Origin of the sequence: Planococcus sp. 1R117A (assembly GCF_051417975.1) — a bacterium.
Lineage (GTDB): Bacteria > Bacillota > Bacilli > Bacillales_A > Planococcaceae > Planococcus > Planococcus shenhongbingii.
Genome location: NZ_JBPRLO010000001.1, coordinates 1 through 26,553 on the forward strand (window position 1 = coordinate 1; position 26,553 = coordinate 26,553).

Here is a 26,553-nt window from a genome sequence, read left to right on the forward strand (position 1 = left end):
CGGGCAGTATGGCTCCCGCTTCTCCGAGCGGATGCCACGGTCCGTAAAAGTCCGATTGGTTCAACTAACCTTCAATGGAATAAACACTCCATTGAAGGAAGTTTCACTTTATAAAAATCCGACGAAAATACCTGCTAGTATTACCGAAACAATTGTTACGGTGATAAATCCAGCCACCAGCATGGGTGGCAGCATATGGCTTGTCAATACATCGCGTTCTTTTTCGTCTTTAGTTAAGGAATTGATCACTTCAACGGTAATAATGTAATCTGCTGGGAAACCATATAGCGCAGTGAGTGATACAGCAAATGCCATTTCTTTGCTGACTTTCAATAACTTGCCGACAATGAAAGAAAAAATGTACATCCCTGCAACCCCTAAAGCAATACAAGCCACAAGCGGATAAATAATTTCCAGCATCATGCTTGGAGTGGCATTTTTCAAGCCATCGAAAACGAAAAGCAATAGACCCATGATAGCAAATCCAAAGCCGTTTGCTTTTTGCAGCGGATGGCGCTCCAGGAAACCGATGCTTCGTGCAACTACCCCAAAGAACAGGCAAAGGACGTATGGGCTGATTTCGACATAAGGCGCTGATAAATCAGAAACAAGGTAAGCCAGATAACCGACTAAAGCCAACCGGAAAAATTTAAAAAAGTCGGTATTGTATTTATCCGGCATGTTTGCGAACATTCTTGGTTCTTTTACTTCCTGAGTCGGTGTTCCTTTTTGTTCAGTCACCAAAACTCTTTCCGTCAATTCATTGTTTCTGTATTTTTGCAAAAGAGATCTGCCTTCACGTTTTAGCATAATCGAAGTTAAAGGATAGCCGGCGAAACCTTGCATAACATAAATGACAATCGCAAAAACCGCCAAAGTCGGCAATCCGGCCGCTTGTGCACCTTCAGACATGATTAAAGCGGAAACGACTCCCCCTACTAATGGTGGAATAGCTACGATTATTGTTTGAAAATCAAACAGCAGCATGCCGATACTAAAAAGAGCAGCACAAATCCCTAAAATTCCTGCTAAAGCGATTAAAATTGTTTTCCACTGAGCTTTCAGTTCTTGCAGGGATAATAATGTCCCCATGTTGGTGATTAGCAGGAAAATGAGCATCGTTACTACCGCTGGTGGAATACCGGCAAGCGCCACAATATCCGGTGGAAAAAAAGTCCAATATCCGAGTAAAAATAATACTCCACTAATAAAAATAGAAGGAATCCAAGCTTTTGTACGAATTGATACAACTTCGCCAATAAATAGAATGAAAACCAAAATTGTCAATGCCAGCATTTGCGCCATTTCTACTTCCTCCTTTTACTTTCAATCCACTGCACTAATTGCGCCTTTTCCCTTTATTTTAATAAAGTATTGTTGCAATGTTAGCATAAATTCAAGCTATTATAAATAGAATTCCACGACAATTTAGAAATTACAATTAACTGGATTATAGCCATTAATTTGAAGGTGTGGGCAATTCTCTTTTCAAGACTTCATCCATTAATGCCACCACATCGAAACTGTGGCAATGTTTGATTTTTCTCAATGGAGAACCGGGAAAGGTTTACGTTTTCTTTATTAGAGGTAACGGGATAGGATAGGACAATATGAGCTATAAAAGGAGGAAAAGATGAATGGAAGGCAAAAACTATATTAATGGTGAATGGACAACATCGGGCGATGGAGTCATCGATGTAATGAACCCGGCAACTGGGGAGAAATTCGGTACCGTACCAAACGGCGGTGAAGCAGAAGCTAAGGCTGCAGTTGATGCGGCTTCTGCGGCTTTTGTTACATGGTCAAAAACGACCGTCTATGAACGTGCCTCTCTCTTGATGAAATGGCATGATCTTTTACTGGAGCATAAGCTGGAAGTGGCAGAAATCATGACGAAAGAAATGGGCAAGCCGTTAGCTGAAGCCGTCGGAGAAATTGAATACTCCGCTTCCTTTATTTCCTGGTTCGCTGAAGAAGCAAAGCGTTCAAATGGCCGGCTCATCCCCGCAACAAAAGAAGGCAAACGGATCCAAATATTAAAGCAGCCGGTTGGTGTTGTCGTTTCCATCACACCATGGAATTTCCCAGCTGCTATGATGGCCAGAAAAATGGCTCCAGCTCTCGCAGCCGGATGTACATTTGTAGCGAAACCGGCAAAATTGACGCCACTGACTGCAGTGCGTATGTATGAGCTGGCAGAAGAAGCCGGATTCCCAAAAGGGGTTATTAATTTGGTGACCGGAAGCGCCAGCAAAATCGGACGTGTCTTCACCAGCCACCCAGCAGTCCGGAAACTGACTTTCACTGGATCCACTGAAATCGGCAAAGAATTGATGAAGCAAAGCGCTGACTCTATGTTGAATTTATCGCTTGAACTTGGCGGCCATGCTCCAATTATTGTCTGTGAAGACGCCAATATGGATTTGGCAATTGAAGGCGTTATGGCTTCGAAGTTCCGCAATGCGGGGCAAACCTGTGTATGCGGCAACCGAATTTATGTTCACCGGACAATTGTTGAAGAATTTTCACAGCGTCTGCAAGAAGCAACAGCTAAATTGAAAGTCGGCAACGGCATGGATGAAGGCGTTCAAATTGGCCCTCTTGTTGACCAGGACGGCTATGAAAAATCGGCTCGGCATGTACAAGATGCTGTGGAAAAAGGCGCAAAAGTTTTAGTCGGGGGAGACGGAAAAGCGGAAAACGGAGCATACTTCTATAACCCGACCGTATTGATCAACGCAACTCCGGATATGCTCGTCATGAACGAAGAAACATTCGGTCCGGTTGCTCCAATTATGGCTTTTGATACTGATGAAGAAGCGGTACGCCTTGCGAATGACACTCGATTCGGCTTAGCGGCCTATTTCTTTACAGATAGCTTATCACGGGGAACTTATATTTCTGAAAACCTTGAATATGGCATTGTGGGTTGGAATGACGGGGCTCCCTCCACAGCACAAGCGCCTTTTGGGGGCATGAAAGAAAGTGGAATTGGCCGCGAAGGCGGACAAGAAGGATTGGAAGCTTTCCTGGAAACGAAGTATATTTCCATTAAATTATAAAGATGTCTTCAAACAGCGGATGATGAAAACTTCTCAATGGTTGTTATAGCGAAATAAATAAACAAAAACGGTCCGAGTGTTTCGGACCGTTTTTCATATGTTATAAAACTGTTTCAACTGATTTTATACCCGCATTTGACGGTTTGGTAATCAGGCATTCATAATGCGGAAAGAGCTTTTTCAGCTTTTGGCTGATGTCTCGTTCTTTGCCTTTTTCTGCTGCGACAAATAAAGATGGACCTGCTCCGCTGATGGCAGAACCATAAGCACCAGATTTCCGGCAAGCTAGCCGAATGGCATCAAAGTCAGGGAACCTGCTTTTTCGGTACGGTTCATGAAATTCATCTTTCTCCATCATGCGCCCTGCTGTTTCCCAATCCCCTTTTGCCAATGCTGCGGCTAGTACATTCGCAGCCATGCTGCTGCGGACGGCGACAGGATGCGGCAGTTCTTCCGGCAATAATCCTCTGGATTCTGAAGTCAGAAATTCTGTAGGGGGAACTAGGATCAAGACACCGATTTCGACCTCTGGAACATGAACAATTGACAGCTCTTCGGCATCTGCATAAGATATCGTCAAGCCGCCTAAAAGTGCTGCAGAAATATTGTCCGCATGCCCTTCCATCTCTGTGCCGATTTCCACTTTTTCTTTCATTGGCATATTCAAATCAAGAAGGCGATCAGCGATTTCAATGCCGCCTGCAATCGCGGAAGCACTGCTGCCAAGACCGCGGCTAAGCGGAATATCGGTTTCCACTTGAAGTCTGGCAGGTGGTAAATCCCGGCCATATTTACCCGCAACTTTCTGAGCCGCCACAACGATTAAATTATCTGAAGAAGGCGATAAATGCCGATAGCTTTCATTATTGTATTGAACCGACCACTCATTTGCAGGGGAGACATGAATGGATAAGTGAAGATCCAGAGCAAGTCCGATCGAATCAAATCCAGGGCCTAAGTTAGCTGTCGAAGCCGGCACAGTTACCGTAAAGTCGTTCCATTTCATGCCTTGACTCCTTTCTTCAAATCCTCCCAGAACTGCTCCATATCTGCTGGCACTAATTGTGCTTTATGCTCATTTACTGAAATGGCGGTTTCCGGATCTTTTAACCCATTGCCGGTCAATACCGCTACAACAGTCGATCCTTTCTTCAGCATGCCGCTTTCCACTTGTTTTTTGATGCCTGCGATTGAAGCGCAAGATGCCGGTTCTGCGAAAACTCCTTCAGTTGAAGCCAGCAATTGATAGGCTTCCAGAATTTCTTCATCTGTAGCTGCTAAGATTGTTCCATTTGATTCATCTAATGCATTTAATGCTAAGTTCCAGCTGGCTGGATTGCCAATCCGGATTGCTGTTGCAACCGTTTCCGGGTTTTCAACAATCTCATTATTAACGATTGGCGCTGCTCCAGCTGCCTGGACACCTAAAAGTTCCGGACGTTTTGCCCCGGTTTTTTCAGCATATTCACTAAAACCTTTCCAAGACGCAGAAATATTCCCGGCATTGCCAACCGGCAACGCGAAGATATCCGGCACACGGTCCAGCTGGTCGATCACTTCAAATGCAATTGTTTTCTGCCCTTCCAAACGATACGGATTAACTGAGTTGACAAGTGCAATTCCTGCTTCTTGCCCCACTTCCCGTACCATGCGGAGTGCTTCATCAAAATTTCCTTTGATCTCAAGGATTTCTGCTCCATACATTTTTGCTTGTGCCAATTTCCCAAGTGCGATGCGCCCTTCCGGAATGACGACGATTGTACGCATACCCGCTCTTGCGCCGTATGCGGCAGCAGATGCAGACGTATTGCCGGTAGAAGCACAGACTAGTACAGTCTTTCCTTCTTCTTTTGCTTTTGCAACGGCCATGACCATTCCGCGGTCTTTGAAGGAACCGGTCGGGTTAGCCCCTTCCAATTTTGCATAAAGTTCAATTCCCCATTGCTCTGATAACTTCTCTAAATGGACTAGCGGTGTGTTTCCTTCCTGCAGCGTTAATGCAGGTGTAGCTTCACTTACCGGCAACCATTCCTTATACTGTTCGATCAATCCTGGCCATCTCATGCTGTTTCCTCCCCTTCGATGCGGTAATGGCTGATGACGCTCGCCGTTCCTGCTAAGTCGTTTAATACATCCAGATGTTGCTGGCGTGAAATCTGATGTGTCAAAAATACAAGTTCGGCCTGCCCTTCTTCTGCTGCAGGATGCTGCATGACAGATTGAAGGCTGGCACCGTGTTTGCTGTAAACAGCAGTTAGTTTCGACAGTACTCCCACTTCATCTTTTACCAGCAGGCGATGGAAATACTTTGCATAGCGGCTGCTTTCCGGTTTCATCACTCGTTCGTGCTGGGCAGCGTGAATTCGCTTGCCGTTAACTTCAAGCAACAGGTTCCGGCATGCAGCGATAATATCTGATACAACGGAAGTAGCCGTTGGCAATGAGCCGGCTCCTGGACCATACAGCATTGTTTCTCCAACTGCATCTCCATATATGTATACTGCGTTAAACTCATTATTGACTGAAGCCAGCGGATGTGAGTTTGCCAGGAAAATAGGTTCTACCGCAACTTCGATGCCTTCTTCGTCTTTTTTAGAAGAACCGACCATCTTCATGGTATAACCGAAATCATTCGCCATTTCCAAGTCGCCCTCTTGTATTTCCCGCATTCCTCTGACCAGCACATCTTCAATATGGACTTCTGTCGAAAATGCCAATGATGATAAAATGACCATTTTCCGTGCAGCATCTAATCCATCCACGTCTGCTGAAGGGTCTGCTTCTGCATATCCCAATCTTGTCGCTTCTGCCAAAGCTGTTTCATAACTCATATTTTCTTTTTTCATTTTCGTTAAGATGAAGTTTGTTGTGCCGTTGACGATTCCCATCAAACTTGAAATCCTGTCTGATGCTAATCCATCCTCCAAAGTGCGGATGATTGGAATGCCTCCAGCTACACTCGCTTCATAAAACAAATCGCATTTCTGCGCATCTGCCAGTTTCAAAAGATCGTGGCCATGTTCAGCCATGACATCCTTATTGGCGGTTACAACTTGCTTGCCGGCTTTTAACGCTTCTTCAATCGCCCGTTTCGCTCCGTCCATTCCACCCATTACTTCCACAATGATATCCAGGGAAGAATCATTCAATATTTCGTCTATATCGGTTGTAAAAACGCTTGGATCAAGAATTGACAAACGTTCTTTGTTATTGTTCCTGACCAGTACTTTTTTAATGGTTACTTGAACGCCTAATTTATGATGCAAATCCTGTTGATGCTGCTGCAAAATTTTTGCAACCCCAGTGCCCACTGTTCCAAGCCCTAATAATCCGATCGAAATTTCATTTTTCATTGACGATTCCTCCTACGCTGTGTACACTGTAAAAATACAGTTGTTTTTACCATAAGGACATTATAGTATTATATTAAATGGAAAACAACCCTCAATTCTCTAAAGATTGGACTTGATAAAGATGAAAGTATGTAAATTCGGCGGAACATCTGTAGCAAGCGCGGAACAAATCCAGAAAGTGGCGAACATTGTCAAAGCGGATTCCGCACGGAAAATCATTGTGGTATCAGCCCCCGGCAAACGTTTCGAGGGCGATGTAAAAGTCACGGATCTTCTTATCCAATTAGCAACAACTGCGTTATCAGGACAAGATACTGCTTCAGCATTGAGCCAGGTAGTTGGCCGATACGCGTCGATTGCGGAAGAATTGGGGCTCGACAGTGAAATTGTTTCCATCATTGCAGCCGATCTTTCTTACAGGCTCGCATTCAGCAAAGAAGATCCTTCTTTATTCTTTGATCAAGTAAAAGCCAGCGGTGAAGACAATTCCGCGAAACTAATCGCAGCTTATTTTTCATCTATTGGATTGACTGCAGAATATATCAATCCAAAACAAGCAGGGCTGGTCGTCACTGAACTTCCAAAACGCGTTCAGGCGTTGCCAGAATCATACAATAATTTATCCACTTTGGCCAATCAACAAGTCATCAGTGTGTTCCCAGGATTTTTTGGTTATACACACGATGGCACGCTGCGGACTTTCGACCGCGGCGGATCCGATATTACTGGTTCTATTTTAGCGGCTGCCGTGAAAGCGGAATTGTATGAGAATTTTACAGACGTTGACTGCGTGTTTGCAGCCAATCCGAGAATTGTGGAAAACCCTGTGGAAATCCAAACAATGACTTACCGTGAAATGCGTGAACTTTCTTATGCCGGTTTCGCTGTATTGCATGACGAAGCTTTAATGCCTGCGTTCAAAGAATCTGTTCCTGTTTGCATCAGAAATACGAATAATCCTCAGTCTCCGGGTACGATGATTGTAGCAGAACGGGATTATTCACGCCTTCCGGTGACCGGAATTTCGGCGGACAGCGGATTCTCTACGCTGTATGTCAGCAAATATTTGATGAACCGGGAAATCGGTTTTGGGCGCAAACTGTTGCAGATTCTGGAAGACGAAGATATTTCCTATGAACATATTCCTTCAGGCATTGATAATCTATCAGTCATCATCCGCAGCCATCAGTTAACGCCTGAAAAAGAAAGCCGCATTGTGGAACGCGTCAATAATGAGCTGCACGTAGACGATGTGCATTTCATCAGCAACTTCTCGATGGTCGTTTTAGTCGGCGAAGGGATGAAATATACCACTGGACTTGCTGCACGCGCAACTGATGCCATTGCCAGAACCGGCGCCAATATTGAAATGATCAATCAGGGTTCATCCGAAGTCAGCCTCGTCTTCGGGGTCTTGAAAGAAGATGAAACCAAAATTTTAAAGGAGTTATACAATGAATTCTTTGTTCCTTCTTTGGTTGTCTAATATGTCCTTATATTATTAAATGTTAAATCCCCTGGCCAGCGGGTGGCCAGGGGATTTTTTTATTTTCAAGTCCAGTTAGTAAGCAGCGGTCCATCGTTGCCATAAACCGGGTCTTTCTCCGGCAATGGGGCATCCAAGATTGCTTCCAGCACTTCCGGGCGTTCCTCTGGCTTGCCTAATTTCTTGTCGGGTTCCGCGCCGCCTGGATATGCGCCGACCACCTGAAAATCATCTGTGCTATCCAGCAGTTTGTGCCCAGTTCCGGCTGGCAAAACCGCTACATCCCCAACTGAAACCTGCAGCGCCTGTCCCTGGTCCCCGCCGAACTGAATCGTTGCAGATCCTGAACGCACTCCCAGTACTTCATGTGTACTGCTATGGTAATGGTGGTAATCAAAAATGCCGTCAACCCAGCTGTTGGTCCAGCCATTTTTGTTGAAAGCCGCTTCGATTGTTTCCGGATTTTCTTTAAAGGCCCCTGGGTAAATGATCAAAGGCAATCTCGGATTATTCGGAATGGCTTTGTCGTCTTCAAAATGATAAAACTGTTCGTTCCCCATAAACCATCAGCTCCTTTTTCAGATAGTAAACTTTACCCGTGCATCTGAAAAGTAATCGTTTTATATAAATTTTCCGCATTAAAAGCCGAGCCGCTCCCGGACCAAAGCGGTGTAATTCTGGCTGACCGGCAAGACTGCGCCATCTTTTAACGTTAAAACTAAATTTGAAGAAAAGTCCCGGGAGATTTCCTGGATAAAAGGAATATTGACGATATAAGAACGATGGATGGGCAAAAACGTATCCGGTAATTGGTCTTTCAGGGATTTCAATGTGTGGATTGAACAATAGGCTTCTTCTTCTGCATAAAACCAAGTTTTCTTTTGGCTGCTTTCGATATGGGAAACATTGGTGACCGGCACCGGCCGCCACGTATCTTCAAGCTTTCCAGTCAAAAACTTCAGTGGCTGTTTTTGGCGCTGGAGGAAATCCGACGGCAAAATAACAACTAAAACTCCAGCTTGCCCGGAAATATGCACCGGATAACCCACTCCAAAATATGCAATTCCGGATTCTTCGTCTTCCACTAGCATCTCCAGCCGCTTCTCTTCTTTATATGTACGGCCAGCCACACTGCCTTCTGCTACTTCATCGCCCACTTTGATGCGGGAATCCTGCACACCCGCTTTGCAGTAAACATAGCTGCTCCCAACTGCGATTGCAATCGACGCCTCTTTCGGAATCCAGTCTTCCATAATGAACCCCATTTGTTCTAAAACACTTTTCTCCATACACCGATTCTCCTTTCAACTGTATTCTTCGCGAAATCTTTGCTTTCATCTCTGCATATCTGATTTCATCCAACTTTCAGGACAATCACAATATACTGTTATATATTAATATACATCAACACAAACTGTATTAACACAGTTTATAAATTTTTTTATTCGAAGGGATGGATTTGATGGTAACCAAACAACAACAAATCGAACAATTGAAAAAGAGCTGGGCTGAAGATAGCCGTTGGAACGGAATTGTCCGGCCTTACTCAGCGGAGGATGTAGTCAAACTTCGCGGTTCTATCCAAATTGAATATACGCTTGCGAAAAGAGGAGCTGAGCGTCTATTCCGCTCCATCCATGAAAAGGATTTTGTGAATGCCTTAGGCGCATTGACTGGCAACCAGGCAATCCAGCAAGTAAAAGCAGGACTCGAGGCCATTTACTTGAGCGGCTGGCAAGTAGCAGCCGATGCCAACTCTGCCGGACAGATGTACCCAGATCAAAGCTTATATCCAGTCGACTCGGTGCCGAATGTCGTGAAAAAGATCAATCAGGCCTTGCAGCGTGCAGACCAGATCGACAATGTGGAAGGCAATGAAGGCTTCGACTGGTTCGCACCAATTGTCGCTGATGCAGAAGCAGGGTTCGGCGGACCGCTGAATGTTTTTGAATTGATGAAATCGATGATTGAAGCTGGTGCTGCCGGCGTTCACTTTGAAGACCAATTAGCTTCCGAGAAAAAATGCGGCCATTTAGGCGGAAAAGTATTGCAGCCGACCCAGAACGCGGTTCGGAATTTAATCTCAGCGAGGCTGGCATCCGATGTATTAGGCGTTCCGACTGTCTTGATTGCCCGCACTGATGCAGATGCAGCCGATTTGATCACGAGCGACATCGACCCGGTCGACCATCTTTTCATCACCGGCGAACGGACACCTGAAGGGTTCTACCGCACCAACGCTGGCATTGAACAAGCGATTGCCCGAGGATTGGCGTATGCGCCTTATGCTGATTTGGTATGGTGTGAAACGTCCCATCCGAATTTGGAAGAAGCGAAACAGTTTGCAGATGCCATCCACGAGAAGTTTCCAGGCAAACTTTTGGCTTACAACTGCTCTCCATCTTTCAACTGGAAAGCAAAATTGGATGAGGAAACCATTGCGAAATATCAAGTTGAACTTGGTAAGATGGGATATAAATTCCAATTCGTTACGCTGGCTGGATTCCATGCGTTGAACCACAGCATGTTTGAACTGGCTCATGATTACAAAGACAATGGCATGGCTGCATATTCGAAATTGCAGCAAGCTGAATTTGAAAGCGAGTCGAAAGGCTATACAGCAACGCGCCATCAGCGGGAAGTCGGCACTGGCTACTTCGACGAAGTATCGCAAATCATCTCAGGCGGTACAAGTTCAACCACTGCGATGAAAGGCTCAACGGAAACGGCTCAATTCCACCCGGTGAAATGAAAGGATGATCTGATTGATTACAAAGTCGAATGTCTTGATTAAGAATAAAGTAACACCCGAAATGGAATCCATTCTCACGCCGGAAGCGCTGGCGTTTATTGAAAAGCTGCACGTGAATTTTGACAAGCAACGGATTGCCTTGCTCGAACAGCGCCAAGTGCGTCAACAAGAAATCGATGGCGGCAAGCCTCTGGACTTCCTGCCGGAAACTAAACATATTCGTGAAAGCGACTGGACGATTGCTCCCCTGCCGGAAGATATGCAAGACCGGCGGGTGGAAATCACTGGGCCGACCAACCGTAAAATGCTGATCAATGCACTGAATTCCGGCGCAAAGATGTTCATGGCGGACTTGGAAGACGCGACAGCGCCCAGCTGGTTCAACGTTATTGATGGACAAGTAAATTTGCGTGATGCCATCAGGCGAGAGATTTCGTTTGAAACGCCCGGCACCGGCAAAAAATACACGCTGAATGAACAAACAGCAGTACTGATGGTCCGCCCTCGTGGCTGGCATTTGTTGGAGAAAAATATTGAGATTGACAGCAAGCCTGCTTCCGGCAGCTTAGTTGATTTCGGACTTTATATTTTCCATAATGCCCAGGAATTGATTGACCGCGGTACGGGTCCTTACTTTTATTTGCCGAAACTGGAGAGCCATTTGGAAGCCCGGCTCTGGAATGATGTTTTCGTTTTTGCCCAAAATGAGCTCGGAATCCCACAAGGCACCATCCGGGCTACAGTATTGATTGAGACGATTCTCGCTGCATTTGAAATGGATGAAATTCTTTATGAATTGCGCAATCATTCCGCTGGACTGAACTGTGGCCGCTGGGATTATATCTTCAGTGTCATCAAACGGATGCGCAACCGGCCGGAATACTTATTCCCTGAACGTTCGCAAGTCACAATGACCGTTCCATTTATGCGGGCATATACACAATTGTGCATCCAGACCTGCCACAAGCGGAATGCACCCGCCCTCGGCGGCATGGCAGCTCAAATTCCGATTAAAGGCAATCCGGAAGCAAACCTTGCGGCATTCCGAAAAGTAGCCGAAGACAAACGGCGGGAAGCGACAGACGGACACGACGGCACCTGGGTAGCCCATCCCGGTATGGTGGCAGTGGCCATGGAACAATTTAATGAACTCATGCCTACACCGAACCAGATTCATCGAAAACGCGAAGATGTTAGTGTAACGACGAAAGATTTAGTGGAAGTGCCGACCGGCAGCATTACCGAAGAAGGACTCCGCTCCAATGTTTCCGTCGGTATCCAGTACATCGCTTCCTGGCTGTCCGGCAGCGGAGCCGCTCCAATCAACAACTTGATGGAAGACGCGGCAACAGCGGAAATCTCCCGTTCGCAAGTGTGGCAGTGGATCCGTCATCCAAAAGGAATGCTCGAAGACGGGCGGGACATCACCGTTTCCCTGTTCCATGAAATTCTTGAAGAAGAAGCCGATAAGATCAAGGAATCTGTCGGAGATGCGGTATACCTTTCCGGACGTTACGCGGAAGCCCGCGAGCTGTTTACAGACCTCACGCTGCAAAGTGATTTTGCCGAATTTTTGACCTTGCCTGGGTATGAAAAACTAAACTAAAATACTGGAGGAGATCGCTATGAAAACGATGAATACTTTTGAGGCACGCACAAAGAAAGAATGCCGGGAATGTGGATGTGAAATCAAAGAACGGCGCGAGTCCATCATCTATGAATGCGAACGCTGCATCGGACAAAAAGAGGAATAAGGGTTTTATCAGAAAGAGGCCAAGCATCCATGCTGCTTGGCCTCTTTTTTGTGGAGAAGTGGACAGGGATATTTGGTTTGGACAGTATTTTGTTGTGGACGGACAGTATTTGCTCTCGGAGAGAAAGCATTTTCCCTCGGAAAGAAAGTATATCCAAATAACTGGAAATCCCCTTTTATTTAACCCCTACTACTTCTTTTCAAATATCCCTTTAACCCTAGACATACAACGACTATAATAAAGGCAACATAGCAATGCCGGAGGTGGAACAATGGAAAAGTACGTATTGAATTTCACTGAAATCAATCGAAACCATTTGCCGCTTGTGGGCGGAAAAGGCGCAAATCTGGGCGAACTGGCAGGAGCAGGATTCCCTGTCCCTACAGGGTTTTGTGTAACAACTTCCGCTTACCGAAAACTGATTCAATCCAGCACAAAAATGGAAGAACTGTTCGCCCTTTTGGACAAGCTTTCTCCGGAAGAATTTGATCAAATCCGCCTTGTAGCCAGTCAAATCAGAGAACATCTGGTATCCCTGCCGATGCCTGAAGACATCAAAAGGGAGATTTTGAGTGCTTGGAAATCCGCTGGGGAGAAGCAGTCATATGCAGTGCGCTCAAGTGCCACAGCGGAAGACTTGCCGAACGCTTCTTTCGCAGGGCAGCAGGATACTTTTTTGAATGTTATCGGGGCAGAAGCGCTTCTCTCGGCCGTCCAAAATTGCTGGGCTTCTCTCTTTACTGACCGGGCCATTTCTTACCGGGCAAAAAATGGGTTTGGCCATCGTTCCGTTTACCTTTCCGTTGTCGTCCAGGAAATGGTGTTTCCTGAGGTATCGGGAATCATGTTTACTGCTGATCCGATAACCGGTCACCGTCACACAATTTCAATCGATGCCAGCTTCGGTTTAGGTGAAGCGCTGGTATCCGGTCTCGTGTCGGCTGATCTGTATCAAGTCCGCCATAACCAAATTTTTTATAAGCAAATCGCCAAAAAAGAACTGGCTATTTATGCTCTCCCAAAAGGCGGTACTATAAACAAAGCTCTTTCTCCGGCTTTCCAGGAAATACAGGCGCTGCCGAATCATAAAATTTTGCAATTGGCTGAAATCGGCCAACAGATTGAAAATCATTACGGTTCTGAACAAGACATTGAATGGGGCCTCGTGGGCGGTGAATTCAAAATTTTGCAGAGCCGTCCCATCACTTCCCTATACCCCCTCCCTTTTGTCAACGATGAGCAGTTTCATGTCTTTATCAATTTTGGTTATATCCAAATGATGACCGATCCCATGCAGCCGTTGTCCTTCTCCCTTTTGAGCAATGTCACCAATTTTATCAATAAAAACACAGTCGCTCCCGAAAACCGTGTGTTGCGGGAAGCAGGCGGCCGTGCATTTGCCGACTTTACCGGAGCATTGACACTGCCTCCGGTCCGGCACCGGCTGCTGAAATTAATGAGCGGAATGGATGAGCTTCTAGCATCCGCTCTTTCAGAAGCGATCAGCCGTTCGGAGTTCCAGCGAGTAAACGTGCCTAAAAAGACTGTTTTGCTGAGACTGCGGAGAATTGCCCCGATGGCCGTTCCTGTCGCTTTCAAAGTAGCCGCCAATTATTGGTTTAAAGACCCTGCAAAAGCAAACAGCAAAGCTACCAATTTTATCAATAGATACGTCAAGGCAACCGAATTGAAATTGCAAAAAGTTACAGGACCTGAACGCATTCGCATGATTGAGCAAGGGATGGGCAATATGTTTCCGCAAGTGCTGTCCAAAATTATCCCTTATTTCATTACGGGCATGCTAGCTTCTGAAGCGCTTAAGAAAAAGCTGGACCAACGGCTTGGCAAAGAGCAAAGCGCTTTGCTGCTTGGCAGGCTGTATAAATCCCTTTCCGGCAATGTAACAACGGAAATGGGGCTGCAATTGGGCGACCTTGCTGATTTCATACGGGAGAAACCGGAACTGATTCATTATTTGCAAACTGTGGACCATGAAAGTTTTTACGCTGGTCTTGGCGATATCCCGGGCGGCATGGAGTTCAAACAGAAGCTGGACCGTTTTCTCATGAAGTATGGCGCGCGTTGTATTGGAGAAATTGACATGGCAAAACCGCGATGGCAGGAAGATCCGGCACAACTCATCTCTTCAATCATCAGCAACCTGCAGACCATGGCATATGGTGAGCACCGCAAAAGATTCGAACAAGGCAAAAAAGATGCAGAAGCAGCCGGCCAGGAAATCATTCGCCAGTTTAGCGGTATCGACCAACGTTATGTTGCCAAACTGGTTAAACTTTACCGAAACTTGATGGGGATGCGGGAACACCATAAATTCGCACTCGTGAAGCTGATGTATTTATACAAACTTGCTATTCTGGAAGAAGCTGAATTCCTGGTTCATAAAGGCAAGCTTTTCCAGACTCAAGATATTTTTTTCCTTTCATCAGAAGAACTGATTGGATTGCTGGAAGGACAATCATCGAAGAATCTGCCGGAAGTGATTGAATCGCGTAAAAAACAGCATGACTTAAATTACAAATTAAAAACTCCGCGAGTTATGACGAGCGATGGGGAAATGATTGAAGGAAAGCCGCGCGCAGCAAAAGGGCCAAAAGATGCACTCATTGGAACGCCCGTTTCTTCCGGTTCAGTAACCGGTGTTGCACGGGTGGTTCTACGGGCAGAAGATGCACAGCTGAATCCCGGGGAAATCCTGATTGCCCCTTATACCGATCCTGGATGGACCCCTTTGTTCACGTCAGCGGTCGGGCTAGTGACTGAAGTGGGCGGCATGATGACGCATGGGTCTGTCGTCGCCCGTGAATATGGGATTCCGGCTGTTGTCGGAGTGGATATGGCAACGGAGCTGATAAAAGATGGCGACGTCATCAAAGTTGATGGTACGAATGGGTACGTGCAAATACTCAGCAGAAAAGAAAAATTAACCGTTAGCCCGTAATCGATGAATTTTGCATTTATTGCAAACAGCACCTTAAGAATCTTTGTGGAAGGTGGAATGATTCTGCATGGCTGAAGCTGAAAAAAATCCTCTTGTTGATGCCCGCCCAAGTGAAGAAAAGAATTGGCTGTCGGAGGAAAAATCTCCTTATCTCCTTCAGCACGAAAAAAATCCAGTGAACTGGTATCCGTGGGGCAATACCGCTTTTGAACGAGCCGCCCGGGAAAACAAGCCGGTATTCCTATCAATTGGTTATTCAACTTGCCATTGGTGTCATGTGATGGAACGGGAATCGTTTGAGGATCCAGAAGTCGCCTCCCTTCTCAACGAACATTTCATCTCGATCAAAGTGGACCGTGAAGAACGGCCGGACATCGATTCAATTTACATGAACATTTGCCAGTTGCTGAACGGAGAAGGCGGCTGGCCGCTCAATGTCTTTTTGACTCCCGAGCAGAAGCCGTTTTACGCGGGCACATATTTCCCGAAAACAGGAAAGTATGGCCGTCCGGGCATGATGGACGTGCTGCCGCAATTATACGCGATTTACCGGGACAATCCTTCTAAGATTCAGGATATCTCAGGCAAATTGACGGAAGCGCTGCAGCCTGCCGCTGGTTCATCTCAAGAAGAAATCCCGAATTCAGTTCTTGAACATGCCTATGCGATTCTTAGAAATGAGTTTGACCCGATTTTCGGAGGCTTTGGCAAAGCACCTAAATTCCCGACTCCAAGCCAATTGCTGTTTCTATTGCGTTATTTCCACACAACAGGTGAACAGCGGGCCTACGACATGGTGGAAAAAACCTTGAACGGCATTGCAGACGGCGGAATATATGACCATCTCGGCTCCGGCTTTGCCCGTTATTCGACCGACCAGCAATGGCTTGTCCCCCATTTCGAGAAAATGCTGTATGACCAGGCGCAACTATTGTCAGCGTATACCGAAGCTTACCTTATCAAACCGGAGCCCCGGTTCAAGAAAATTATTTACGATACCATTGAATTTATTGAACGTGAAATGACCCATCCGGACGGCGGTTTTTATTCAGCGATTGATGCAGACTCAGAAGGCGCGGAAGGAACGTACTATATTTGGACAGCCGCTGAAATTTCAGAAATCCTCGGGACCGCCCGCGCTGAAATATACGCGGATGTTTACAACATTACACTTGAAGGAAATTTTGAAGGACGCAATATCCCGAACTTGATCGGTACGAATAAAACCGCGATTGCAGAAAAATACGGATACAGCCCAGAACAATTAGAGGATCAAATGGAATCCTGCCGGCGTGAATTGCTTGCTGAACGTGAAAAGAGGCCGTACCCGCATCTGGATGACAAAATCCTTACCGCTTGGAACGGTATGACTATCGCAGCACTTGCCAAAGCCGGCGCTGCTTTTTCAGAACCGCGGTTTATTGAAATGGCGGAAAAAGCCGTTTCCTTCATAGATCGGGAGTTATGGAAAAACGAAGGGCTGTTCGCCCGTTTCCGGGACGGCGAAGCGCGGCATCTAGGCTATCTGGATGACTACGCCCACCTCCTGTCAGGCCGTCTCGAATTATTCCTGGCGACCGGAAAACCGCTTTATCTCAATAAATCACGGGGATTGGCGAATGAAATCTTTCACCGGTTTGAGGATTCTGAGCATCATGGATTCTTCTTCACCGACAAAGATACGGAAACTCTTATCGTCCGGGACAAATCCGTTCTTGACAGCGCCATGCCTTCCGGAAACGGCGTCGCCATTCTTCAATTATGGCGCTTGGCAAAACTGGACGCAGATAGTCAATTGCTGGATAAAGCCGAGCGGGCAATGATGTCGTTTGCCGATGAAGCTGTCAAATATCCGACAGCCGTTCTCAGTTTATTGATGGTTCGCATGGCTTTCGGAGCTGGCGGTAAAGAAATTGTGATTAGCGGAGCTTCTGAAGCCGATAAAGAAAATATGATGGAATTTCTCCTTACCACCTATCGTCCATTTGATATGTGGCTCATAGCGGATGCAGAAATGTCAGCCCTGGCAGAAGGAAAAGTCCATAACGAGCAGCCGATTGCCATTTATATCTGCGAAAATTCTGTATGTAAAATGCCTCTATTCGACGTTGAAGACGCACAAAGCCGTTTGCGATAAACTCATAAAAAAGCCGGCTGTAAATATTACAGCCGGCTTTTGCATGATCAGTCAAATTTTTAATCTTGTTTAGAAGATTTGATGCGGTAACTGGAGTCTTCTTCCAGCTTATTGAAAATTTCTATATAGCGGGTTCCCGTATTCGCTTCTTCTGACGGAGCTTCTTCGTCTAAAATTTCTTTCAACGGCTTTGTCTCTGGTTCAATAATCCGTGAATCAAAGTCTTCCATCAAAGCCTGAAGGGCGTCGTAGCTTTGCACCTCTTTATCTTTTTTCACTTCTTCAAAAAGTTCTTCTGACTCTTCTTCAGTCAGTTCAACGTAGCCGACCATAATTCGCTGTGCTGTCATCCAAAAACCTCCCAGTATCTCATTTCCTCTTCTATACCCTGCTCCTGAAGCCGCATAAACCTAAGGTCCCCCCTCCCTTCTACTTAAAACTGTAGAAGCCGGCCAACATTTCCGTTATGATGTAGCTAACAGAAAATCCTATAACCGGAGTGATTCCAATGCGCGTTGCCATTTTCGATTTTGACGGAACTTTATATTCAAAAGAAACTTTTCAATTGATGATGGACCATTTAAAAAAGCACCCTGTACACAGCAAACGGTACCGCCAATTTTATCGGGCCATCATGCCGCCTTATATCGGTTCAAAATTAAAGCTCGTGTCCGTGAAAAGAATGCGTGAACAGTCTGTTCAAGCTTATTTATCAGCGCTTGAAAGTTTTACAAAACCGGAGCTGGAATCTTATTTCGGAGAAATTGCCGACAAAATGCATGGCGATTTTAACCCGGCTGTCGTTGAGCGCTTGAAGCAGCATGTGCATGATGACGACTATGTCATGCTCGTATCAGGAGCGTTCACTCCTCTTCTCCATGCAGTAACGGAAAAGCTTCCGATTCAAACCATCATCGGCACTGAAATTCCGTATGCCAATAACATCCTCGATCACCAATCAAAGATTTCCCATATCCAAGGACCTCTCAAAACAGAGAAAATCAAAGAAGCCTTGTCTGGGCATGATGTGGACTGGCCGAATAGCTTCGCTTACGGAGATAGCCTATCGGATTTGCCTGTTCTTGAACTGGTCGGACATCCGGTAGCTGTACAGCCAGAACCAAGTTTAAGGGCAGTTGCTGAAGAGCGGCACTGGGAAATCATCTAGGGAAGCGCCGGCAGTTATATTGTTCCAACGAGTACCGTGCTTAGAAATTAATAAAAAGCGAATCGCAGCTGCGATTCGCTTTTTTGTTTTCAACATCAATTCCCATGAATCATTACTGCATTCAAAAAATCCAAGTTAAACTTGGCGGAACCCATGAAATATCAATGTCATTATACACCACTTGATTGTTTACATTAGCCGCTTCTTCCATTGAGACCTTATGGGATTTTCATATTATTTTGTTCTTAATGCCATTTTTCAGTGAAAAACCTATGCTCCTATCCGCTCTGTCGAAACCCTTAAACTTTTTAGTGACTCTTAGCCTTAATTATCATATAATAATATACAGAAAAATTAAAATTCAACGTTATTCATTAATACTAATAAAAATCCTTTTCAAAGCACTTTTTATTTGTTAAAATTCATTTAGTTGAATAATTATCCATAAGATATTAGGGGGAACTATAAATGATAAAGAAACAGACCATGTTTGCATTTTTTGCTTCAGCGGCTTTGCTGCTAAGCGCGTGTGGAAGCGAATCACCGGAATCCGGAAATTCAGGCGGCTCAGAAGAAGCGAAAAAATTGGATATGGGAACTTCTGCTGAATTCCCTCCATTTGAATCACGGAATCCAGAAGGGGAAATCGTGGGCTTTGACATTGACCTGGCCAACCACATTGCGAAAGAGCTTGGTTATGAACTGAAGATCACCGACATGAAATTTGATGGATTGATTGGAGCTTTGCAAAATGACCGTGTTGATATGGTCATCGCGGGAATGTCTGCAACAGAAGAGCGCAGAAAGAACGTCGATTTTTCTACTGAATACAACCATTCTGGCGAAATGTTTTTAACTGCTAAAGGATCTGAGCTTAAGTCACTTGAAGACTTGGAAGGCAAAACAGTCGGCGTTCAACTTGGAACAATCCAAGAAGAAGGCGCGAATGCTATTGTGAAAGAAGAAGGCATCAACTTTGAAATAAAAGCGTTAGACGACTCCGGCGCATTGATCCAGGAAATTCTGTCTAACCGCATCGACGCTGCCTACATGGACAAACAAGTAGCAAAAGGTTATATCGAAGCACAAGACCTTGACTCATTTGACGATCCGACAACTTCTTCGCCCGGAATGGCTGTTGCCTTCCCTAAAGGCAGTGAGCTAGTTGATGATGTCAATGCCGTCATTGAAGAAATGGAAGCAAGCGGTGAACTCGCTGAATTGAAAAAGAAATGGAAAATAGAAGAATAAAGAAAAACCACACTCAAGCAAGGAAGAACTATCCCGCTTGAGCACTAATTTATCCACTGACCATTAAAGTTTATATAATAAAGCAAAACTTCATTGAGTGGGGACCTCGTTCTCCACTCAATATTTATTCTTCCACATTAATCTTAGCGGCATAAATCTTTTTTATAGAAATGGGTTGTAAACGATGAATTTGGACTTCTCGCAGATTGTTCCCTATATCCCTTTCATGCTGGAAGGGATATGGGTTACGTTAAAATTTGTATTTTTCGCCATTATCCTTGGTTCTATTCTCGGAACGGTTCTGGCATTATTTAAGATTGGCTCGGTTAGGGCCTTGCGCTGGTTTGCCGATGCGTATACTTCGGTATTCCGCGGTACTCCGCTGATTTTGCAATTGATGATCATTTATTATTCCATTCCGCAGCTGACCGGCTATGACATCTCGCCTTTTCTTTCGGCAATCCTGGCATTTGGCTTAAACTCCTCTGCTTATATTTCGGAGATTATACGGGCTGGAATCCAGGCAGTTGACAAAGGACAAATGGAAGCTGCCCAAGCTCTTGGCGTTCCTTACCGGGCGATGATGACAGACATCATCCTGCCGCAGGCGCTGAAAAATATTCTCCCTGCTTTGATGAATGAATTTATCACGCTGACGAAAGAATCTGCGATTGTTTCGACAATCGGTTATCTCGATTTAATGCGCCGCGCACAAGTCGTCGGTTCCGATTTGTTCCGCAACTTTGAACCGCTATTGTTCGTCGGAGTGATTTACTGGTGCCTGGTCATGGGCTTGACGGTCATCGGCAGAATGTTTGAACGGAGGCTGAAGCAAAGTGATTAAAGTGGAACATTTGTATAAAAAATTCGGCAATAACGAAGTATTGAAAGACATAACCACAGAGATAAAAAAAGGCGAAGTGGTTTCCATCATCGGCCCTTCAGGTTCAGGCAAGTCAACTTTTCTGCGTTGCTTGAATATGCTTGAGATTCCAACTTCCGGTACCATTATTGTCAGCGGACAAGATTTAACGGGACCTAAAAAGGATGTCCAAAAAATCCGCCAGCATATCGGCATGGTGTTCCAGCATTTTCACTTGTTTCCGCATTTGACTGTGCTTGAAAACCTGACTTACGCCCCAATGAAAGTCAAAGGCGAAAAAAAAGACGTGGCACAGGAAAAAGCACGTGTTTTATTGAAACGCGTTGGTTTGTCGGAGAAAGAAAAAGCTTATCCGAGCAGTTTGTCCGGCGGCCAGAAACAGCGTGTTGCCATTGCACGTGCCTTGGCGATGGAACCGGATTTGATGTTGTTTGACGAACCGACTTCTGCTTTGGACCCGGAAATGGTGAAAGAAGTTCTCGATGTTATGAAAGATTTGGCTAAATCCGGCATGACCATGGCGGTTGTGACCCACGAAATGGGCTTTGCCCGTGAAGTCGCTGACCGTGTGATTTTCCTTGACCATGGTGTCCTGGTGGAAGAAGGCCAGCCAGTGGAATTTTTCAACAGTCCCCGAACCGAACGTGCAAGAGACTTTTTAGAAAAAGTGTTATAAAAAAGCGCCCTGGAGGCGCTTTTTTTATTTACGAGCGACTTGCTCTATTTTGCAATCAACTATCGGCTTTTGCGAGCGATTTAGGCACGTTTACGTGCAATCCCCCTTCATCGTTCATTTGATGCTCATATATAGCCCCCTTTTCTTTTATATCTGCGTGATATAATTAAAGCACTATGAAATAGTCGAGGTGGAACAATTGTTTAGAAAGATCATTCTTTTAGTAGCCGTAGTATTTTTCATGGGGCTTGTTTTATTTACAGGCATGATGTATTTGAAAAACGAAACGGAAGTTTATTCACAAGGAAACATCACATTAACAGTAGAAAAACCGACTTTTTTCACTTTGTCTGAGCCTTCGGTAACTGAACAAGGCAAAGATGTGACCCGTTCCCATAACCTGACTTTATTGGGATTGCCGATTGGAACTTACACACTTGTTGAAAGAACACTTGATAATGGCGTAAAAATCGTTTTTGAGCAATTGGACAATACAAGTTGGATGCCTTTCGCGGTATCGCTGAACACGAACGGCCTTGCAGAAGCTGAAGTTAAAACGTGGAATCCGGAACCTGTGAATCATCAGGAAGATCCCCTTTATGGCATAGATCCTACGGTGAATCCTTATGGCACAATTAAAATGGATGCTGGGGAAATACTTCAAGGGAATTTATATGTCTCCAGAGGATTAACACTTGGCAATGGAACGGAAGTTCAGGAATTGCGCCATGAAATTCCTGATTTGACGATGGAAGAAGGTTCCTTAAGAAAGAACTTTTGGCTCCCCCCAAACTATCAGACAGAGACCTGGTTTATGATTTCAGAAGCTCCATTTTTTGAAACAGCAGCCACGGAAGACAAGTGGATTGATTTTGCTTTGAACAACAGGCTCCAGCAGCTCAATTGGCTCACCCCTGCTGGGCCCTTGGTTAAAGTCGAACAGACAGAAGATCTCCGGACTCAACTGGCCTATAGCCGGGATGAAGAACGAACAAAAGATCCGGTTTCAGCTGAATGGAACAAAACAGCTCCTTCTTTATTTTTCGAATCAATGGTATTGAATTCAAAAGCTGCCCAGGAGCAATAAAAAACCCGCTAAAGCCATTCTTTAGCGGGTTTTTTCCTATCTTCAAGATTCTCTAGGCCAGGAGTATATTCGCTTCACCTTTAACTGAATAGTCTGTATAATATAGATGTATAGATATATCCTTCTTTCCACCTGTATTCGCAACATAAACTAAGGAGGTAATCAGCATGGACCGCAGACGTGTGGACCCCCAAGAAGTGGAGCGCCGGCAGTTTGACGAAGATTATTTTGCATCTTTGAACATGGTTGGTGAAGGAGCACCTGATTTTTCATTTGTGGAAGAAGATGACGCAGTCGAAGAAATAAAAAGTGAAGAAAAGAAAGCACAAAACCTTCATTAGGCTTCTCTATTTCCGCTTCCTTGAAAATGGAGTCGGATTTATTTTGTAAAAAAACCCCTCAAAGCATATGAAAGCTTTAAGAGGTTGAACTTTCATTCCATCAACTCGGCAACAATTTCATAAGAACGCAGACGGTCTTTTTGATGGAATATCTGTGAATTGACGATGATTTCATTGGCACGGGTTTTATTGGCAAAGCTCTGAAGTTTTTCCTGCACGACATCCGGTGTTCCGACAATCATTGACTCTGTCGCCATTTTTTCTTTAAAGATAGCAATTTCCCGGTCCGTCCACACTTCCTCCAGATGGTCGATTGGCGGCGTGAAAGCAGTAGGCATGCCTCTCATCAGATTGAACATTTGCTGTTGGCTGGAAGTTGCCAACCATTCTGCCCGTTCTTGTGTATCCGCCGCGATAACATTGACGCCGACCATGGCATAGGGCTCTTTCAATACTGCCGAAGGCTTGAAATTCTGATGGTATAATTGCAGCGCCTGAATCGTGAAATCAGGGGCAAAATGGCTGGCAAATGAAAATGGCAATCCTTTAATGGCCGCCAGCTGTGCACTAAAGCCGCTTGATCCGAGAAGCCAGATGGGTACATGCAGCCCGGTTCCCGGATATGAACGGACCCGCCCTACCGGTTTATCGGAAAAGTAGTTTTCCAGCTCTGCCACTTGCTGTGGAAAATCATCGCCGCTGCTCTGCAGCGTACGGCGAAGGGCATAGGCAGTAGCCTGATCACTTCCCGGTGCCCGTCCAAGCCCTAAATCAATACGATCCGGATACATCGCCTCAAGTGTACCGAACTGTTCTGCAATCACAAGCGGTGCATGGTTTGGCAGCATGATGCCGCCTGAACCGACGCGTATTTTTTTAGTTGCTCCGGCGATATGGCCGATTAACACAGAAGTAGCTGAACTGCCGATGCCCGGCATATTATGATGTTCTGCCAGCCAGTAACGGTTAAATCCCCATTCCTCAGCATGCTGCGCGAGCTCAACACTGTTGCGGAATGATTCGGAGGCGTTGCTGCCTTCGTTAATCGGCGCTAAATCCAAAACAGATAAAGGTATATCTTTAAATTTCTTTATGTGCATTCATCTTCACTCCTTATCCCTCATATTGTATCGATTTTGCCAATTAAATACATCTTTTCCGCTCATGGAAGGAGACATAAAAAAAGCTGGCTCTCAAGAAAAGAGTCAGCTTTTACTGGGCCATTTATCGGAAGACAGTACGTCTTGAAGAGAGGCGGCAAAACACATCGGCTGCTTTGTCCTGATACGATACAGCCGTTTTGCATGCTCCGGTTTGACTCCTGTAAAAACACTTGATGTTCCCATGATGCTTAATGATTGAAGCAGGGCATCCAAGTATTGAAGACCTTCATCCATAATTTTTCCCAGCGCTGTTAAATCAAAAATGATTGTTTCTGCTTGATTTTCATAAATGTTCGCCAACAGCCGTGGCGTGAATGCCAGTACCTGTTCTTCAGTCAAATCGCCGAACAAAGGGACGAGCAGACGATTTCTGTCCAAGTGGATACACGGTGCCGATAATTCACGCACTTTTTGCAGCAATTCAAGTGTCCGCTCTTTTTCCTGGAAAAGATCGTAATCGGTTTCCCTTAGTCTTTCGCGAAGCTTAGACAGTTGGTCTGAGATGTGTTGCAGCTGGTTATCCTTTGGCACAATGACAAGAGAAAAACCCATCGGATTGTTGCGTTTGCCATAGACATCTGCTAAAAGTAAATCGCCTTTTTTTGAAATGAAATTAAGTTCGAATGTTTGCTGAAGAAAATCGGAACTCAGCAAATTTAGTGCTTTTTGCAAACTACCTTCATCCACAATATCGGTAAAGTTATGGCATTCCCCAAATAAATCAAGGGCTTCAATAGAGTAATCTATGACGGATAATTCATTATCGACTTTCAATGCCGGGAGCGGCAAACCATTAAATTGAGATTTCATAGTCATTTTCAGGCCTCTCTCCCGTCTTGATCCAAAGTTCCAATTGGTTTAAATCTTTCACAACCATGGCCCCGCTGCTCCTTAAAGAATTCAGATTGGAGACATTGACTGCCCGCCCACCAACCAGAACAGCCGGTTTGTGCTCCAATGCCAAAAATTCTTTTACATAGTTTTTCAATAAGGGCAATCTGTAAACTAATGCAGCTGACAAAGCAATAACATCCGGTTTCCACTTTTCTGCTGCATCTAAAGCGTGGAGCAGCGGAAGATTCGGCCCCAGATACTTCACAGACCAGCCATGCTCCCGGAACAGCGAAGCCACCATTTTCAATCCGATATAATGGTCTTCGCCTTCTGGCCCCAGCACCATGGCTTTTCTTTCCAGGCCTTTTTCTGCCAATCTCCTATTTTCAACAGCAGACACTACAAAATCGCAGATCGCTGTAGCCAAATGCTCATCAGCAACTGTGATTTCATTGTTTTCCCATAATGCGCCAATATGGTACATCGCTGGCGTCAACAATTCGTCGAACAATTCCTTGCGGCTATGGTCTCCGAGAAAAGACTGGATATGGCGCAGCGCTTCCATATCTTCTCCTTGCAGAAACAACTCCGCTAATTGGGTTGGCTGAAGCAATTGAACAACCTCCTTTTGCTACGGTTTAGAAAGCAATGCATTCGCTTCCTGAAGACATTCCAGCATAAAAATTTCTTCTTGCTTTCCCGTCTTTCCTGGAAGAATATTAATGAGCCGTTCAAAATTATCAATGATTAGCGCGGTTTCCACGTTGCGGCTGTTTAGAACTGTCTCGAGCCAGCGGCTGTAATCCAGAAACACTTGTTTATCTTCAAGTTCAAAAGCCGTCTCAAGATGATCCAGATGATGGTGGTTGTCCTGCTCTGTATGCTGGAAGCCCCGCTCGCCGAAGCGGTCCCAAAGATTGGGATAGGCTTTGTAAATGCTTTTAGCCGTTTCCGTCGCAATTTGCTGTTTAATGGCTTTGTTCATTCGGCAACGACCTCATATTGCCGCACTTTCGGCACAATTCCTGCCAGTGCCTTGTCGGGGTAATGTTTTTCAAGTTCGTGGATCTCCTTGAATTCCTTGCTTCTGACCCATTTCAAATAAGCTTCTTTTGAATGCCATTCCAAATGTACAGTCAGTTCATTTAACTTTTTGGTATTCTGGATCAGCCGGAACTGATGAAAGCCTTCAGCCTGATCCACCCGACGGGACCGATTTTGGTAAATTTTGATGAGATCCGCTGTCTTATCTTCCGGTACTTCTACTGTTGATGTTACAATGTACATCTTTATATTCCCCATTTGCTGAATTGTTACTGATTATTATAACCTTTCGCTATTCGAATTAAAAGAAATGTACTATAATCGGTCATTTCATAAAATTAACATAATAATTTTGAATACTTTTAATTTTGCCTTGCACTTCCCTGCCAAATACTCTAAACTTTGAAATATCGAACAGTACACAACTTCATAAATTTATTTCTTATCAAGAGAGACGGAGGGATTTGGCCCTGTGATGTCTCAGCAACCAGCCTCGCGGCCACGGTGCTAATTCCAAAAGGCATTCCACATTGCCTTGAAGATGAGAAGATTGTGCTTCCTGAACAGGGGCTTTCTTCTTTTTGAAGAAAGCCCCTGTTTTTT

The 26,553-nt window shown here is 45.1% G+C and carries 25 protein-coding genes and 1 riboswitch; of the genes, 13 read left to right on the plus strand and 12 right to left on the minus strand.

What is annotated here, in order from left to right; translation table 11 throughout:
• Nucleotides 1-108: 108 nt before the first annotated feature.
• Complete coding sequence (locus ACSFXN_RS00005) at nucleotides 109-1,305, minus strand: hypothetical protein (protein WP_437148152.1); 1,197 nt, start codon at nucleotides 1,303-1,305, stop codon at nucleotides 109-111.
• 332 nt (nucleotides 1,306-1,637) lie between these two features.
• Between ACSFXN_RS00005 and ACSFXN_RS00010 the strand changes: the two genes are divergently transcribed.
• The gene (locus tag ACSFXN_RS00010) at nucleotides 1,638-3,062 is read left to right on the plus strand and encodes an NAD-dependent succinate-semialdehyde dehydrogenase (protein ID WP_437148153.1); all 1,425 of its coding nucleotides are present in this window, start codon (nucleotides 1,638-1,640) and stop codon (nucleotides 3,060-3,062) included.
• Between the two features lie 100 nt (nucleotides 3,063-3,162).
• On the opposite strand, the gene thrB is transcribed toward ACSFXN_RS00010, so the two are convergent.
• The 3 genes from thrB to ACSFXN_RS00025 are packed head-to-tail and all read right to left on the minus strand — an operon-like array spanning nucleotide 3,163 to nucleotide 6,415.
• Nucleotides 3,163-4,068 (minus strand): homoserine kinase, encoded by a 906-nt coding sequence (gene thrB / locus ACSFXN_RS00015; protein WP_301854862.1) that lies wholly within the window; start codon nucleotides 4,066-4,068, stop codon nucleotides 3,163-3,165.
• The gene (thrC, locus tag ACSFXN_RS00020) at nucleotides 4,065-5,126 is read right to left on the minus strand and encodes a threonine synthase (protein WP_300989868.1); all 1,062 of its coding nucleotides are present in this window, start codon (nucleotides 5,124-5,126) and stop codon (nucleotides 4,065-4,067) included. The genes thrB and thrC overlap by 4 nt, the downstream gene beginning before the upstream one ends.
• Nucleotides 5,123-6,415, minus strand: coding sequence for a homoserine dehydrogenase (locus ACSFXN_RS00025; RefSeq protein WP_300989869.1), 1,293 nt, complete (start codon nucleotides 6,413-6,415; stop codon nucleotides 5,123-5,125). The genes thrC and ACSFXN_RS00025 overlap by 4 nt, the downstream gene beginning before the upstream one ends.
• Before the next feature lie 121 nt (nucleotides 6,416-6,536).
• Between ACSFXN_RS00025 and ACSFXN_RS00030 the strand changes: the two genes are divergently transcribed.
• The gene (locus ACSFXN_RS00030) at nucleotides 6,537-7,901 is read left to right on the plus strand and encodes an aspartate kinase (protein ID WP_437148154.1); all 1,365 of its coding nucleotides are present in this window, start codon (nucleotides 6,537-6,539) and stop codon (nucleotides 7,899-7,901) included.
• Nucleotides 7,902-7,966: 65 nt separating this feature from the next.
• Here ACSFXN_RS00030 and ACSFXN_RS00035 read toward each other — a convergent pair whose 3' ends face one another.
• The gene (locus tag ACSFXN_RS00035) at nucleotides 7,967-8,461 is read right to left on the minus strand and encodes a hypothetical protein (RefSeq protein ID WP_437148155.1); all 495 of its coding nucleotides are present in this window, start codon (nucleotides 8,459-8,461) and stop codon (nucleotides 7,967-7,969) included.
• Between the two features lie 78 nt (nucleotides 8,462-8,539).
• On the minus strand, nucleotides 8,540-9,190 hold the full coding sequence (locus tag ACSFXN_RS00040; RefSeq protein ID WP_437148156.1) for a LytTR family DNA-binding domain-containing protein: 651 nt from the start codon (nucleotides 9,188-9,190) through the stop codon (nucleotides 8,540-8,542).
• Nucleotides 9,191-9,363: 173 nt separating this feature from the next.
• On the opposite strand from ACSFXN_RS00040, the gene aceA reads away from it, so the two are divergent.
• The 5 genes from aceA (at nucleotide 9,364) to ACSFXN_RS00065 (ending at nucleotide 17,503) form a co-directional block, all read left to right on the plus strand.
• Nucleotides 9,364-10,653 (plus strand): isocitrate lyase, encoded by a 1,290-nt coding sequence (aceA, locus tag ACSFXN_RS00045; RefSeq protein WP_437148157.1) that lies wholly within the window; start codon nucleotides 9,364-9,366, stop codon nucleotides 10,651-10,653.
• Between the two features lie 61 nt (nucleotides 10,654-10,714).
• Nucleotides 10,715-12,259, plus strand: coding sequence for a malate synthase A (gene aceB / locus ACSFXN_RS00050; protein ID WP_437149136.1), 1,545 nt, complete (start codon nucleotides 10,715-10,717; stop codon nucleotides 12,257-12,259).
• Nucleotides 12,260-12,278: 19 nt separating this feature from the next.
• Nucleotides 12,279-12,407, plus strand: coding sequence for a protein YhfH (locus tag ACSFXN_RS00055; RefSeq protein ID WP_437148158.1), 129 nt, complete (start codon nucleotides 12,279-12,281; stop codon nucleotides 12,405-12,407).
• Between the two features lie 271 nt (nucleotides 12,408-12,678).
• A complete protein-coding gene (locus ACSFXN_RS00060) occupies nucleotides 12,679-15,366 on the plus strand; it encodes a phosphoenolpyruvate synthase (protein ID WP_437148159.1) in 2,688 nt (895 codons plus the stop codon).
• Nucleotides 15,367-15,433: 67 nt separating this feature from the next.
• On the plus strand, nucleotides 15,434-17,503 hold the full coding sequence (locus tag ACSFXN_RS00065; RefSeq protein ID WP_437148160.1) for a thioredoxin domain-containing protein: 2,070 nt from the start codon (nucleotides 15,434-15,436) through the stop codon (nucleotides 17,501-17,503).
• 59 nt (nucleotides 17,504-17,562) lie between these two features.
• Here ACSFXN_RS00065 and ACSFXN_RS00070 read toward each other — a convergent pair whose 3' ends face one another.
• A complete protein-coding gene (locus ACSFXN_RS00070) occupies nucleotides 17,563-17,853 on the minus strand; it encodes a hypothetical protein (protein WP_437148161.1) in 291 nt (96 codons plus the stop codon).
• Nucleotides 17,854-18,011: 158 nt separating this feature from the next.
• Here ACSFXN_RS00070 and ACSFXN_RS00075 point away from each other — a divergent pair, with 158 nt between their 5' ends.
• From ACSFXN_RS00075 to ACSFXN_RS00100, 6 genes are all read left to right on the plus strand, one after another.
• Nucleotides 18,012-18,671 (plus strand): HAD family hydrolase, encoded by a 660-nt coding sequence (locus tag ACSFXN_RS00075; RefSeq protein WP_437148162.1) that lies wholly within the window; start codon nucleotides 18,012-18,014, stop codon nucleotides 18,669-18,671.
• Between the two features lie 468 nt (nucleotides 18,672-19,139).
• Nucleotides 19,140-19,922 carry an ABC transporter substrate-binding protein gene (locus ACSFXN_RS00080; protein WP_437148163.1) on the plus strand — a complete coding sequence of 261 codons (783 nt, stop codon included), beginning with the start codon at nucleotides 19,140-19,142 and terminating at the stop codon, nucleotides 19,920-19,922.
• A 184-nt stretch (nucleotides 19,923-20,106) separates the two neighbouring features.
• Complete coding sequence (locus ACSFXN_RS00085; protein ID WP_437148164.1) at nucleotides 20,107-20,766, plus strand: amino acid ABC transporter permease; 660 nt, start codon at nucleotides 20,107-20,109, stop codon at nucleotides 20,764-20,766.
• Entirely contained in the window at nucleotides 20,759-21,481 is a 723-nt protein-coding gene (locus ACSFXN_RS00090) for an amino acid ABC transporter ATP-binding protein (protein WP_300989882.1), read from the plus strand. The genes ACSFXN_RS00085 and ACSFXN_RS00090 overlap by 8 nt, the downstream gene beginning before the upstream one ends.
• Before the next feature lie 199 nt (nucleotides 21,482-21,680).
• Nucleotides 21,681-22,568, plus strand: coding sequence for a hypothetical protein (locus tag ACSFXN_RS00095; RefSeq protein WP_437148165.1), 888 nt, complete (start codon nucleotides 21,681-21,683; stop codon nucleotides 22,566-22,568).
• Nucleotides 22,569-22,735: 167 nt separating this feature from the next.
• Nucleotides 22,736-22,909, plus strand: a complete 174-nt coding sequence (locus ACSFXN_RS00100; protein WP_437148166.1) for a hypothetical protein — start codon at nucleotides 22,736-22,738, stop codon at nucleotides 22,907-22,909.
• A 92-nt stretch (nucleotides 22,910-23,001) separates the two neighbouring features.
• Here the strand turns inward: ACSFXN_RS00100 and ACSFXN_RS00105 are convergent, their stop codons facing one another.
• From ACSFXN_RS00105 to ACSFXN_RS00125, 5 genes are all read right to left on the minus strand, one after another.
• Nucleotides 23,002-24,009 carry an LLM class flavin-dependent oxidoreductase gene (locus tag ACSFXN_RS00105; RefSeq protein WP_437148167.1) on the minus strand — a complete coding sequence of 336 codons (1,008 nt, stop codon included), beginning with the start codon at nucleotides 24,007-24,009 and terminating at the stop codon, nucleotides 23,002-23,004.
• A gap of 105 nt (nucleotides 24,010-24,114) precedes the next feature.
• Nucleotides 24,115-24,888: an STAS domain-containing protein gene (locus ACSFXN_RS00110; RefSeq protein ID WP_437148168.1), complete on the minus strand. Its 774-nt coding sequence runs from the start codon at nucleotides 24,886-24,888 to the stop codon at nucleotides 24,115-24,117.
• Nucleotides 24,866-25,519 (minus strand): cobalamin B12-binding domain-containing protein, encoded by a 654-nt coding sequence (locus tag ACSFXN_RS00115; protein ID WP_437148169.1) that lies wholly within the window; start codon nucleotides 25,517-25,519, stop codon nucleotides 24,866-24,868. Before ACSFXN_RS00115 ends, ACSFXN_RS00110 begins: the two co-directional genes overlap by 23 nt.
• 18 nt (nucleotides 25,520-25,537) lie before the next feature.
• Entirely contained in the window at nucleotides 25,538-25,891 is a 354-nt protein-coding gene (locus tag ACSFXN_RS00120; RefSeq protein ID WP_437148170.1) for a hypothetical protein, read from the minus strand.
• A complete protein-coding gene (locus ACSFXN_RS00125) occupies nucleotides 25,888-26,193 on the minus strand; it encodes an antibiotic biosynthesis monooxygenase family protein (protein ID WP_437148171.1) in 306 nt (101 codons plus the stop codon). Before ACSFXN_RS00125 ends, ACSFXN_RS00120 begins: the two co-directional genes overlap by 4 nt.
• Nucleotides 26,194-26,389: 196 nt before the next feature.
• Nucleotides 26,390-26,498, plus strand: a riboswitch (SAM riboswitch).
• Nucleotides 26,499-26,553 lie beyond the last annotated feature (55 nt).